Source organism: Mesobacillus sp. MER 48 (genome assembly GCF_023714225.1).
Taxonomy (GTDB): domain Bacteria; phylum Bacillota; class Bacilli; order Bacillales; family Cytobacillaceae; genus Mesobacillus; species Mesobacillus oceanisediminis_A.
In genome coordinates this window covers 157,626-169,130 of sequence record NZ_JAMAUR010000002.1, presented here as the reverse complement: position 1 = coordinate 169,130, position 11,505 = coordinate 157,626, and the positions used below count along the sequence as shown (strand labels likewise).

The following is an 11,505-nucleotide window of genomic DNA, read 5'->3' as shown; positions in this document are numbered from 1 at the left end:
ATATCGCTCAAAGAGGTTTGATAAATATTCAGTAAAAAAAGACCGGAATAGAGTTCGGTCTGTTCTTTAGTGGAACCTCCGGAGTACAAATGCAGTCCAGAAATATTTATTGACCGGGCAAAATCCACAAAAGGATTTTGTCCGGTCGGGTTTTGAATATTACTCAGCAGCTTTGATTCCTTTTTCATCAAAATACTTCTGTGCTCCTGGGTGTACGTCAATACCTACACCATTCAAAGCATTTTCAAGCTTAATTTGCTTAGCTTTTGCATGTTGTACCTGGTCAAGGTTTTCAAAAATTGATTTAGTGATATCGTAAACAACTTCATCTGAAAGATCAGACTTTACTACCAGCATTGCCAGAACAGCAACAGTTGGCACATCGGAACCCAACTTATAAGTTCCTGAAGGTACTACTTCTTTTGCGTAGTATGGATACTTTTCAATTAGTTTATCAGCCTTATCAGCCTCAATAGGAACGATTACAACTTTTTCTGTCGCAGAAAGCTCTTCAACAGCTGCAGTCGGATGTCCCGCCGTAACGAATGCAGCATCGATATTTCCGTCTTTAATGCCATTTACTGATTCATCAAAGCTTAAATCCTGCTTCTTGATATCATCAACTGACATTCCATAAGCCTCAAGGATTTGTTCTGCATTCGCTGCAGTTCCAGACCCTGGTGCACCTATCGATACCTTTTTACCTTTCAGGTCTCCAACGGATTTGATGCCTGATTTTTCAGTTGTAACGATTTGGATTGTTTCAGGATAAAGAGTACCGATCGCTTTAATATTATCGATTTTGTTTCCATCAAACATCAGCTTTCCTTCAGTTGCATAAGAAGCGATATCTGTTTGAGTGAAGGCGATTTCACCTTTTCCATCCTTAATGCTCTGCATGTTTTCAGCAGATGCTCCTGTTGTTTCCGCATTTGTATCGATACCCGTTGCATCAGACACAATCTTGGCGAAAGCTCCGCCAAGCGGGAAGTATGTACCACCCGTACCGCCAGTAAGGATGCTCATGAATTTAGGTTTTTCTTGTGATTTTCCTTCTCCACCCTTTTCGTCAGAGCCGCCGCCACAAGCTGATAGCACCATCGAAAGCACTAGCACAAGAGCAGTGAATAAAAGAAACTTTCTTTTTTTCATCAGATTTCCCCCTTTGATATATAAATGTTCACCATAATTCTACCATAAGACTTCACACAATTGTCAAACATCTTACTTGCTTACTAATTTCATGCCGGCTTATAATACATTACCTGAAAAGCTTTTTAAAAATACATATGCTAAAATCGTTTTGACGGTAAAAAGTAAAATAGCAAATCGAAGGATTTGGAGGTAAATATATGGATTATCCTATGGGCAAAATTGAAGAAATCACACTCCAAAGCAAGGAGCTGGGTGAAGATATCACAATGCTGGTCTACCTGCCTGCCAATTATTCCCCGCTGTATAAATACTCCTTGCTGATCGCACAGGATGGCCGCGATTATTTCCAATTAGGGAGGATAGGCAGGATTGCGGATGAATTCCTTGCCAAAAAAGAAATTGAAAACGTCATCATCGTTGGAATCCCATATGATTCCGTCGAAGACCGGCGCCGAAAATACCATCCAAAAGGAGAGCAGCACCAGGCCTATATCCGCTTTCTTGCTCATGAGCTTGTCCCTTACCTGGATGAACGTTATCCAACATACCAAATGGGCATGGGACGCGCTTTGGTCGGGGATTCGCTTGCAGCAACAGTTTCGTTGCTTGCCGCTATCCAGTATCCTCATACTTTTGGAAAAGTTCTGCTTCAATCACCATATGTGAATAAGGAAGTATTTTCCGCGGTTAAGAACTTCAGTCAGCCTGAATTGCTGAATATATACCACACGGTCGGCGAACAGGAGACAACCGTTAAGACGACCTCATCCAAAAACAAAGATTTCCTGACGCCAAACAGGGATCTTTCAAAGATTTTTAAAGAAAAAGGCTTTGGCTATTTTTACGAAGAATTCAGCGGAGACCATACGTGGACCTATTGGCAGCCTGACCTTAAACGGGCAATGAAGAGAATGTTTTCCTGAAGTATGCTTCTTTATATTATATATAACAAAAATTTGTTATAATGAATGGTAAATCATAATTTTCAGTTTTCTTAACTGAACGAGATGCAACACTATAATGAAACGGGGGTATTTAGATGAAATTCGGTATTGTCATTTTTCCATCAAAGAAGATCCAGGATTATGCTAATTCGTTGAGAAGGCGCTATGATCCACATTATGCATTAATCCCGCCACACATCACCTTAAAGTCTCCATTTGAAGCGACAGAAGAAGAAATCAAGGAAATCGCCAATAAGATTGATTCGATTGCCAGGAATTTCAAACCAGTCAAACTGAACATCAAGAAGATTAGTTCATTTAAACCCGTAAATAATGTCATATACCTGAAGGTTGAATCACCTGAAGAGTTAGACTCTCTTCATAATGAACTCAATTCAACATTCGAAGGCAATCAGGAATATAACTTTGTACCGCATATCACCATCGGTCAAAAAATGTCCGACGATGAGCACTCGGATGTCTATGGTTCATTAGGGATGACAAAGGTCCAATTTGATGATACTGCCGATCGGATTCATTTGCTGTACCAGCTGGACAACGGTTCATGGACTGTATATGAAACATTCAGGCTTGGAAAGGAATAAAGAATCGTGGAAGTAAAAATCGTAAATAGCGATCAAGAATTAGCAGACGCATTCGAAGTGCGCAAGACCGTTTTCATTCATGAACAAAACGTTCCGGAAGAAGAAGAAATTGATCAATACGAGTCAGACTCTGTTCACTTCGTATTATATGATGATCACAAAAAAGCAGCAGGGGCCGGCAGGTTCCGTATCCTGGATGGAATCGGAAAGGTTGAGCGGATTTGTGTACTAAAAGAAAACCGCAAAACCGGAGCTGGTGTCGCCGTCATGAATAAAATAGAGGAATATGCAAAGTCTCAGGGTATTTCAACTTTGAAATTGAATGCACAGACACACGCCATCCCCTTCTACAGCAGGCTCGGGTATGAAACAGTTTCAGAAGAATTCATGGATGCCGGTATCCCACATAAGACAATGAAAAAATCCATATGAGACTCAAAACCCCCATTCTAAGTTGAATGGGGGTTTTGTATGTAAGGCTCTTTCCGTAAACTTTGATGGTTTCACATCCTATTGCCCTCAAATTTTATTCAGAAAGATATTGAAAGAGCATTGAAACCAGTATTTGCGAAAAACAGCAAAGAAAAAAGCACTGCAGCTAGTTTAAATGGACTCGCTGTAGTGCCTTCCCTTACCGGTAATTTCAGCATACGCCTGGTTGACAACCAATGGATTTACCTTTTTCTTATAAACCCGGTCCATCCGAGGAAAACTTGAATCGGATGCTGCGAGCTGCATGCGTGACACAGGCTGCTGCTCCTTCTGCTTCTGCAGGGGCGCTGTTGCCTGCTCATATTGTTCCTGTCCCTTCAATACCGGATCTTCTTTTCGAATCCTATTAACGCTATTAATCATAAACGGGTCATAATCCAATCCAATTTCCCGCTCAGCATATTGTATATATTGATAATTTGTCACTGGAAGAATGTATCCCATTTTTGATATCCCCCAATTTTCGATAATTAAATTTCTCACTATAATCTTCTATTCTTTTTCCCAGTTTATGACCGTAGTAAACTGCTATTTTTTAAATATTTTATCCGATGCCTGAAACCATGAACGAAACTGTATCGGCTGCCTCACCTCAGCCGAAAACATCTTTTGTTAAAAATTCTATTCTGGTATGATAAAGATTGTGCTATTTTTTGGCCGGAGATGAGGGAAAACATGAAAACAGCTAAGTATAACCAGCAGATAATAAGCCTTGACCAATATGATCGCAGTGACTATCAAAAGCTTTATGACGACGGGAAGAAAGGAATGCTTGCCTGTACAGTATGCGGAGGTCCTGTCCGTCTTTACCTTGGAATTCAGGAACAGCCGCATTTCTATCATCATCTTTCCGGTAAAGAAGATTGTCAGGAAGAGAGTTTGCCAACTCCTTCGTCTCCGCATTTTGAAGAAACGGAGTATATTGAGCGAAATGGTTTCAGAATACCAAAATCGCGTTCAATCACAGCTGAGGCAGAAAAAGAAGATAAATTCATATTTTCACGGGAAGTTAAAGTAACCTCCCCCTTTACCTCGCATCCGCCGGTTAACCCAGGAATGAAGTTGGATTACATAAAACAGCTCAAACAGGCCGGAATCCATTTTGACGGAAACCAGGAAAAAGCGGTTGTGTCGACAGACGGTCCATTATTGATTTTGGCAGGGGCAGGAAGTGGAAAGACGAGGGTTCTTACCGCGAGGACCGCCTTCATGCTTGAAGAACAGAAAATAGATCCAGGTTCGATCATGCTTGTTACCTTTACGGCAAAGGCTGCCGCTGAGATGAAAAAGCGGATTGCCCATTATCCAAACATGTCAGCATCTAAAGTCAACAGGCTGATTTCCGGTACGTTCCACAGCATTTTCTACCGGATTCTTTGTTTTCATGAACGCGAAAAATGGTCATCAGACAAGCTAATGAAAAAAGAATGGCAACGGGAACAGATCCTGAAGGAAGCCGGGAGAAAGCTTCAGCTGGATGAAAAAGAATTTGCCTATGACCTCGCTCTCCAGCAGATCGGCCTATGGAAGAATACATTGATCTTGCCCCATGAAGTTAAGCCGGAATCACCATGGGAAGAGAAGGTTGCACTGCTTTATAAAGACTATGAATCTGCTAAGGACAGGCAGAGGTTATTTGATTTTGATGATATGCTGATTGGATGTTATAAGCTATTCATAGATCAGCCTTCTATACTCGAAATCTATCAGAAACGTTTTCAATATCTATTGATCGATGAGTTCCAGGATATTAATAAAGTGCAGTATGAGCTCGTGAAGATGCTTTCGAGTAAACATGGAAATGTTTGCGCGGTTGGAGATGATGATCAGTCAATCTACTCTTTCCGCGGAAGCGACCCTGCCTACCTGTTCAACTTCAAGGCGGATTTTAAAAATACAAAAGTAATCATTCTTAACCAAAATTATCGTTCACCACACGAGATTGTTGAAACGGCTAACACCCTGATTTCAGCTAATCTGATCCGCCATGAAAAAGAAATGCGCGCCCAATATTCAGGTGAGTGCCCGCCGGTCATCTTCCACCCTTATGACGAAGAAGAGGAAGCGACGATGATCCTGACAGACATTAAAGAGCGGATTGAACAAGGAGAACGTCCTGGTGATTTTGCGATTTTGTTCAGGACCAATGCGGCAAGCCGTGCGGTATTCGAGAGGCTCGCGAATTCAAGCCTTCCATTCCGGCTTGACCAGGACATTGAATCCTTCTATGAGCGATTCATGGTAAAAGGAATGCTCTCTTTTTTGCGGCTCAGTTTGAATCCCGATGATTCAGATGCGATCAAGAATATCCTTCCATCGCTATTTTTGAAACAGTCGGCATTCAGGGATTTACAAGCGAATAGCATCCTGAATGATTGTTCTATGCTTGAAGCCCTTACCTACGTTAAAACAGGCTTCGCCTTCCAGGAACAAAAATTGAAGAGACTGATCCCAGTAGTCAGGTCCCTGTCATCCTTGTCCCCTGTCGCTGCCATTGACATTGTGGAAAAGGACCTGGGGTATCAAGATTTCATTAAAAAGCGCGGCAATGAAGGCAATCAGCTGGAAAAAGGCTCTGATGATGTCCGTGACCTGAAAGTGGCAGCCCGAAACTTTACATCCATTGCAGAGTTCATTGAGCATGCTGACCATATGATTGCTATGAATGCAGAAATCAAACGGACCAGCAAAACAATATCTGACGCCATAACACTAAGTACCATCCACCGATCCAAGGGTCTGGAATTTGGGAATGTCTATATAATTGGTACAGTGGACGGAAGCATTCCCCATGACTATGCTTTGGATGCCTTCCGGAACGGAGACCGCCAGCCCCTTGAAGAAGAACGTCGCCTGCTTTATGTAGCGGTAACAAGGGCAGAAAAAAGGCTGTTCATTTCCGTCCCGCAACGGAGACGTGGCCGGAAAGCCAACCCTTCCCGTTTCCTGGGAAGAATTTGAACCTGGACTTTATGAATCAAGGCAACTGGAACATAAGATTAACAACTTTGTTAACATAATTAAATAAAAATGCCAAATCAGGACCCGGGTAACGAAACTCAGGTCCTGATTTGGCATTCAAGAATGTGACTATTTCTTGTTGATCATTTTGGAAATCTGGCTGAAATCAAGCTGCTTTCCATCCTTTACGATGGATTCAACAATTTTGTCTTCCATTTCTTTGTTAACTGGCTTGTTGGCCAATTGGGAAACACGGCGGATTACCCCTCTTACAGTTTTCTCATCTTTAAAGTTCGCATTTTGTAATGAATTAGCCAGCTCAAATACATCTTTCATATTGACGCCAGTCTTTTTTTCTATATTCTTGAAAAAATTATTATCCATATAAATCACGCCTCCTTCTTTAACTACTCTATAGTATGAAGCTAGGCGAAAATGGTGAAAGACAATGCCTGGATGATTTATTATTCCTTCATGATGCAGCAAAAGCTGCTCCGACGCGGAACAGCTTTCGCCAGTGTTTTCAATTAGTTGTAGAAACTTGCTCCTACAATAATCAACAAAATGAACAATACGACGATTAAAACGAATGTAGAACCATAGTATCCACCGCCATAGCCATAGCCGTAGCCACCGCCGCAAAAGCCGCCAAAACCGTAGCCCATTCTTCTTCACCTCACTTTTGATTACTCAATAACACTATATGAGAGGTGATTGGGATATGTATGGGCGAGCCCCTACCCAATTTTAAAGAACTGGATTAAATTTGGTCAAAGTCCGGAAAGTGGGATCTTAAATACTCATCATAAAGATCGATATTAATATCTCCGTTTGTGTCGATTTCTGCATAAAATACATTGTCTTGTTCATAGCCTTTATCTTTAATAAGTTTTACAGCCTGTTTTTTATCCAATTTTGCCTTTTCAAGATTTTCCTTGATTATTTCCCCATCCATGATCAAGGTGACCGGAACATTGTCATCCTCTGTCATGTGACTGATGTCCTCATACTTCAAAGGCTGTTTTTCCTTTTTCAAAAGAACACTCAGTTCTCCGTTTGAATCAAGCGATGCAAATTCAACATCCGCCACCTTGAAAACACTTTTTTTGCGGAGCTGCTCAAGGAGTTCATCAAGACTGTATTTTTCGTTACGCATATTTTTTTCAATGATGTTGCCATGTTCAATAAATGTTGTTGACTTTCCCTCGACGATTCTGCGAAACGCCCTGCTTCTTAAGGAAATCAATGAAATGGCGAACGGGACGAATGACCAGATAATCAGGCTGGCAATTCCGTCCCTAAGACTCAAATCTGGATCCATTGACAATGTTCCAGCAATATCACCAACAGTAATTCCAACGATATATTCAAAAAATGACAGGCTTGATAACTGCTTTTTGCCAAGAAGCTTTGTAATTACGAATAAACCAATGATCAACAATATGGAACGTATGATTGTACCAAAGATATCCGGCATTAGATCATCCCTTATAGAATCAGCCTTTAGGTTTAAAAATCAGTGCCCCGATGAAACCGAAAATGACAGCAGCTGATATACCAGAACTTGTAATTTCGAACATCCCGGTCAAAACACCTACCAGCCCATGCTGCTCGGCCTCCTGTAACGCACCGTGGACCAGCGAGTTTCCAAAGCTGGTGATTGGAATTGTTGCACCGGCGCCTGCAAAGTCGATTAGAGGCTCATAAAGACCAAAGCCATCAAGTATCGCTCCAATCACTACAAGCAAACTCATCGTATGGCCCGGTGTCAATTTTGCTATATCGAACAGCAGCTGGCCAAATACACAAATCAAACCTCCAACAACAAAAGCCCAGAAAAACATTGGCAGCATTTACGATTCCTCCTTTCTATTTCATTTCAATCGCAACAGCGTGTGCAATACAAGGTATGGTTTCCTTCTGTTGGAATGAAAGCGGCGAAAGCAATGCACCTGTCGCTACAACAAGTATCTTCCTATAGATGCCATTTTTCATCTGATTCAATAAGTGGCCATACAAGACCGAAGCCGAACAACCAGCACCGCTGCCGCCAGACTGAACTGGCTGATCCTCTTTATAGATCAACAGTCCGCAATCCTGAAACTGCTCTCTCGTAATTTCAAGGCCGGCCTGCTGCAATAGGTCATATGTAGTAGCCTGGCCAATCCTTCCGAGATCTCCTGTTACGATTAAATCATAATAGGACGGCTGACGATTCAAATCCTTGAAATGGGCGATGATCGTATCTGCAGCTGCTGGCGCCATCGCTCCCCCCATATTAAACGGATCGGATATCCCCATATCGACCACCTTCCCAATGGTGGCTGACGTTGTGACGATTTTCCCCCGCTTATCTGAGTTATCTGTCAGCACTGCCGCTCCTGCTCCTGTGACTGTCCACTGTGCGGTAGGAGGCTTTTGCCCGCCATATTCTGTTGGGTATCTGAATTGCTTTTCCGCCGCGGAGTTGTGGCTGGACGCGCCAGTTACCACCTTTTTTGCTCCCTGATAGTTGATGATAAAGGATGCAAGCGCAAGACCCTCCATTGAGGTAGAGCATGCGCCAAAAAGTCCGAAATATGGGATTGCCATCGTCCTTGCAGCAAAGCTGGTAGGCGTGATTTGGTTAATCAAATCACCAGCCAGCATGAATTGCATATCTTCTTTTTGGAATTCCCCTTTTTGCAATGCCGCATCGATGGCCTCTTCAAGCAAGACTCGATGAGCTTTCTCATAGGATTCTTCCCCCATCCATAGATCGTCATGAAGGACATCGAAATCCGCTGCAAGCTTCCCTTCCGACTCAAAGGGACCTCCAGATGACCCCCATGATTCAATGACCGGGCTATTGTTGAATTGCCATGACTGCGTTCCAATCAACATTTAAAGCACCCCCATCATTGTCAATAAAGTCTTGATCAGTGCAACGACAAATGCTGCAAATACGCCAAACAATATGACGCTTCCTGCCAGCTTGAACATATTTCCCCCAACACCAAGGACAAAGCCCTCTGTTCGGTGTTCAATCGCTGCCGATATCACCGAGTTCCCAAATCCAGTCACCGGAACAGCACTGCCTGCCCCGGCAAATTGGCCGATATGGTCATAAACCCCAAACCCGGTCAACAGCATCGAAAGGAATATCATCGTGGCTACCGTCGGGTTCCCGGCTGTCTGTTCGGTAAAATCAAAGAAATATATATAAAAATAAGTGATCGCTTGTCCAATAGTGCAGATCAGACCGCCAACCAAAAAAGCCTTTATGCAATTCTTCAATACTGGCCGCTTGAGCTCGTGCTTTTGTTCAAGCTGCTGATATTGCTGCTGTTCTGGAGTCATCTTTTGCTTCTTTTTGTCCCCCATCTCACCCATCCTTTCTTAAGTCATTTCTTTTTTCAATGAAATTATCCGCTGCAATTCTTTTTCTGCTTTCTTATCAGGATAGGCAGGATCTTTCATTCTTTCACGAAGCTCGACCGCCTCAATAAAGATCTTGAAATCACTTGAAACAATGAAATTTTCACCAGGATAATTTTTTTCCAGCTTCTTATTGATTTCTTTTTCAATCGCTTTCATGTTGAAACGCTTCATGTGCTTTACTTTGTAAGCAACCAGTGTATCTTTTTTCCCGGCAATCACAGCGACGTCAAAAATCGCATCAAGTCCAGCTATATCTTTTTTTACCTTCTCAGCAAGCTCGAGATCCTTTTCCTCAAGATCATTAGTCGCACCCGGATCAGGATTGACCGATTGGATCATGGAAGCCCTGCTCTCTGGGGATGTCTTCCCAAAAGAACATCCAGCAATACCGACTACAAGCATCGTCAGTACTGCGATTGTTTTTATTGTCTGTTTTATATTCATCCTTAATCCCCTTCTATGATTCATCTGATTGGTTAAAATTATTTTCCACGTCCAAAACCTAATTTATGAATTTTTTATTTCGGGTTTTATTTCCATATCATTGTAAGAACAACTTTAATATCCCCCAGCTTTCACTCCCTGAATACAAAAATCGCCTGCCAGTTGTTTGGCAGACGATGAATTTATGCTTTCTTTCTCTTTTTCCCGCAGCCACAGCCGCGTTTTCTGCGTACGCGTCTGGTTGAGGCTGTTTTACTATTTTGGCTTTCTTCGCTTGGATTGCTGCTATCCTTCTTTTGTTTTTCCTCCATGATGACAACCCCTTCATTTAGAGTCCATATGGTAGCTTATGAACAAGTCTACTTAGGGGTTCTGGACGATTTCATTAAATCCAGCTGGTTAATCCTTAATGAGGACATGCTGGATTAAGGAGGCAATACCCGCAATTGCCAGTATGGTGATGGCCGGAATCGCCAGCGGAGGATACAACACATATCCAAAATACAAAAATGCCGCTGACCAAATGCCAGTGCACCAATGGCAGCTTAACAACTCACCGATCCAATATTTCAAACCAGTACCTTTAATTTCTATATAGGTTTCCGTGCTCCCATCCTCAAGGGTCTCCACCACTGTCTCATGAAATGGCTGACGGAGAAATTCAGTAATCACATCATATACAATCAGTCTCGTCAAGCGGAAGCTCGCCATCCCCAGAAGAAATAAATCCAGCCAACTTACCATAATCTCACCCACTTTTGTTTTTGTTGGATTCAATACAGCTTATGCTGGGCAATCTCCTATGGATAGGCACGAGCCTGTCCACTTTTGTCATTAATTTTTGTTGAAACATATTGAAAATTAGACAAACACCCACACCATTAGGATGGCGATTCATATTCTATTAAGGACAATAGGTCATATCAACAAAAAGGAGATGAACTTATTATGGGTTGCAAAAATAAGAACCATGGTGAGGATAACTGTGTGTGCGAAGTCCTCAGAGCGATAGCAGATGCACAGGATGAAGTGGATGTAGACAATGATTGTGATGTCAGCTGCAATAAATCCATCCAGGAATTGCTTGCAGGTGCACAAACTCCTACTACTGAGTTGGATACAATCCCGGTAATTCTATATTGCGGTGACTGCCAGCCGTTCGAAGGGTTTGGAACTCGCATCCGCACAAATGGCGGCGGACCACAAATGCTTGACTGCTTCAACTCTTTCTTCTTCCGCGTAACTTCTGTGGATGATAACTGTTGCGCTAAACTCGAGCTTCTTGCTACTCGCGGTGACCAAGGAGAAAGCTTCGACACTCCTTGCGAGCAAATCACGACTGGCGGATCAAGAAATGAATTCTTCAGGACTGGTATCTGCTTAACTGTAGACCTGGATTGCTTCTGTGCAGTCACATGCCTTGACCCAGTTGCAGCTTCACCACTTTCAAGCCTTCCTGGCAATACAAGATAACCAAGGCTGGA

Annotated in this window: 16 protein-coding genes; 5 read left to right on the top strand and 11 right to left on the bottom strand. The window is 42.5% G+C overall.

Annotation, left to right across the window (positions count from 1 at the left end; all coding sequences use genetic code 11):
• Positions 1-159: 159 nt before the first annotated feature.
• The gene (locus M3593_RS07080; protein ID WP_144474596.1) at positions 160-1,152 is read right to left on the bottom strand and encodes a TAXI family TRAP transporter solute-binding subunit; all 993 of its coding nucleotides are present in this window, start codon (positions 1,150-1,152) and stop codon (positions 160-162) included.
• A gap of 200 nt (positions 1,153-1,352) precedes the next feature.
• Between M3593_RS07080 and M3593_RS07075 the strand changes: the two genes are divergently transcribed.
• The 3 genes from M3593_RS07075 to M3593_RS07065 all read left to right on the top strand — a co-directional run bounded on the left by M3593_RS07075 (position 1,353) and on the right by M3593_RS07065 (position 3,136).
• On the top strand, positions 1,353-2,078 hold the full coding sequence (locus tag M3593_RS07075; protein WP_251544075.1) for an alpha/beta hydrolase: 726 nt from the start codon (positions 1,353-1,355) through the stop codon (positions 2,076-2,078).
• Positions 2,079-2,194: 116 nt separating this feature from the next.
• On the top strand, positions 2,195-2,704 hold the full coding sequence (locus tag M3593_RS07070) for a YjcG family protein (RefSeq protein WP_251544077.1): 510 nt from the start codon (positions 2,195-2,197) through the stop codon (positions 2,702-2,704).
• A 6-nt stretch (positions 2,705-2,710) separates the two neighbouring features.
• Complete coding sequence (locus M3593_RS07065; protein WP_251544079.1) at positions 2,711-3,136, top strand: GNAT family N-acetyltransferase; 426 nt, start codon at positions 2,711-2,713, stop codon at positions 3,134-3,136.
• Positions 3,137-3,307: 171 nt separating this feature from the next.
• Here the strand turns inward: M3593_RS07065 and M3593_RS07060 are convergent, their stop codons facing one another.
• Positions 3,308-3,640, bottom strand: coding sequence for a hypothetical protein (locus M3593_RS07060; RefSeq protein ID WP_144474592.1), 333 nt, complete (start codon positions 3,638-3,640; stop codon positions 3,308-3,310).
• 231 nt (positions 3,641-3,871) lie between these two features.
• On the opposite strand from M3593_RS07060, the gene M3593_RS07055 reads away from it, so the two are divergent.
• A complete protein-coding gene (locus M3593_RS07055; protein WP_251544081.1) occupies positions 3,872-6,157 on the top strand; it encodes an ATP-dependent helicase in 2,286 nt (761 codons plus the stop codon).
• A 129-nt stretch (positions 6,158-6,286) separates the two neighbouring features.
• On the opposite strand, the gene spoVIF is transcribed toward M3593_RS07055, so the two are convergent.
• From spoVIF to M3593_RS07015, 9 genes are all read right to left on the bottom strand, one after another.
• On the bottom strand, positions 6,287-6,541 hold the full coding sequence (gene spoVIF, locus M3593_RS07050; RefSeq protein ID WP_144474590.1) for a sporulation-specific transcription regulator SpoVIF: 255 nt from the start codon (positions 6,539-6,541) through the stop codon (positions 6,287-6,289).
• 143 nt (positions 6,542-6,684) lie between these two features.
• Positions 6,685-6,822 carry a YjcZ family sporulation protein gene (locus tag M3593_RS07045; RefSeq protein ID WP_144474589.1) on the bottom strand — a complete coding sequence of 46 codons (138 nt, stop codon included), beginning with the start codon at positions 6,820-6,822 and terminating at the stop codon, positions 6,685-6,687.
• A 95-nt stretch (positions 6,823-6,917) separates the two neighbouring features.
• The gene (locus tag M3593_RS07040) at positions 6,918-7,634 is read right to left on the bottom strand and encodes a DUF421 domain-containing protein (RefSeq protein ID WP_251544083.1); all 717 of its coding nucleotides are present in this window, start codon (positions 7,632-7,634) and stop codon (positions 6,918-6,920) included.
• Positions 7,635-7,653: 19 nt separating this feature from the next.
• Positions 7,654-8,010, bottom strand: coding sequence for a stage V sporulation protein AE (spoVAE, locus tag M3593_RS07035; protein WP_144474587.1), 357 nt, complete (start codon positions 8,008-8,010; stop codon positions 7,654-7,656).
• Positions 8,011-8,026: 16 nt separating this feature from the next.
• Entirely contained in the window at positions 8,027-9,040 is a 1,014-nt protein-coding gene (spoVAD, locus tag M3593_RS07030; RefSeq protein WP_251544084.1) for a stage V sporulation protein AD, read from the bottom strand.
• On the bottom strand, positions 9,041-9,520 hold the full coding sequence (spoVAC, locus tag M3593_RS07025; RefSeq protein ID WP_144474585.1) for a stage V sporulation protein AC: 480 nt from the start codon (positions 9,518-9,520) through the stop codon (positions 9,041-9,043).
• A gap of 15 nt (positions 9,521-9,535) precedes the next feature.
• Positions 9,536-10,021 carry a YhcN/YlaJ family sporulation lipoprotein gene (locus tag M3593_RS07020; RefSeq protein WP_186326630.1) on the bottom strand — a complete coding sequence of 162 codons (486 nt, stop codon included), beginning with the start codon at positions 10,019-10,021 and terminating at the stop codon, positions 9,536-9,538.
• Positions 10,022-10,203: 182 nt separating this feature from the next.
• The gene (locus M3593_RS24000) at positions 10,204-10,332 is read right to left on the bottom strand and encodes a hypothetical protein (protein ID WP_260983502.1); all 129 of its coding nucleotides are present in this window, start codon (positions 10,330-10,332) and stop codon (positions 10,204-10,206) included.
• Between the two features lie 88 nt (positions 10,333-10,420).
• Positions 10,421-10,765, bottom strand: coding sequence for a DUF1360 domain-containing protein (locus M3593_RS07015; protein ID WP_144474584.1), 345 nt, complete (start codon positions 10,763-10,765; stop codon positions 10,421-10,423).
• Between the two features lie 204 nt (positions 10,766-10,969).
• Between M3593_RS07015 and M3593_RS07010 the strand changes: the two genes are divergently transcribed.
• Positions 10,970-11,494, top strand: coding sequence for a CotY/CotZ family spore coat protein (locus tag M3593_RS07010; protein ID WP_144474583.1), 525 nt, complete (start codon positions 10,970-10,972; stop codon positions 11,492-11,494).
• The last annotated feature ends 11 nt before the right edge of the window (positions 11,495-11,505 follow it).

Bases quoted from the DNA above. Each gene is read 5' to 3' on its own strand.
- M3593_RS07080 (WP_144474596.1), bottom strand. From the start codon at position 1,152: ATGAAAAAAAGAAAGTTTCTTTTATTCACTGCTCTTGTGCTAGTGCTT.
- spoVAC (WP_144474585.1), bottom strand. From the start codon at position 9,520: ATGGGGGACAAAAAGAAGCAAAAGATGACTCCAGAACAGCAGCAATAT.
- M3593_RS07070 (WP_251544077.1), top strand. From the start codon at position 2,195: ATGAAATTCGGTATTGTCATTTTTCCATCAAAGAAGATCCAGGATTAT.
- M3593_RS07075 (WP_251544075.1), top strand. From the start codon at position 1,353: ATGGATTATCCTATGGGCAAAATTGAAGAAATCACACTCCAAAGCAAG.
- spoVIF (WP_144474590.1), bottom strand. From the start codon at position 6,541: ATGGATAATAATTTTTTCAAGAATATAGAAAAAAAGACTGGCGTCAAT.
- M3593_RS07055 (WP_251544081.1), top strand. From the start codon at position 3,872: ATGAAAACAGCTAAGTATAACCAGCAGATAATAAGCCTTGACCAATAT.
- M3593_RS07015 (WP_144474584.1), bottom strand. From the start codon at position 10,765: ATGGTAAGTTGGCTGGATTTATTTCTTCTGGGGATGGCGAGCTTCCGC.
- spoVAD (WP_251544084.1), bottom strand. From the start codon at position 9,040: ATGTTGATTGGAACGCAGTCATGGCAATTCAACAATAGCCCGGTCATT.
- M3593_RS07040 (WP_251544083.1), bottom strand. From the start codon at position 7,634: ATGCCGGATATCTTTGGTACAATCATACGTTCCATATTGTTGATCATT.
- M3593_RS07060 (WP_144474592.1), bottom strand. From the start codon at position 3,640: ATGGGATACATTCTTCCAGTGACAAATTATCAATATATACAATATGCT.
- M3593_RS07020 (WP_186326630.1), bottom strand. From the start codon at position 10,021: ATGAATATAAAACAGACAATAAAAACAATCGCAGTACTGACGATGCTT.
- spoVAE (WP_144474587.1), bottom strand. From the start codon at position 8,010: ATGCTGCCAATGTTTTTCTGGGCTTTTGTTGTTGGAGGTTTGATTTGT.
- M3593_RS07010 (WP_144474583.1), top strand. From the start codon at position 10,970: ATGGGTTGCAAAAATAAGAACCATGGTGAGGATAACTGTGTGTGCGAA.
- M3593_RS24000 (WP_260983502.1), bottom strand. From the start codon at position 10,332: ATGGAGGAAAAACAAAAGAAGGATAGCAGCAATCCAAGCGAAGAAAGC.
- M3593_RS07045 (WP_144474589.1), bottom strand. From the start codon at position 6,822: ATGGGCTACGGTTTTGGCGGCTTTTGCGGCGGTGGCTACGGCTATGGC.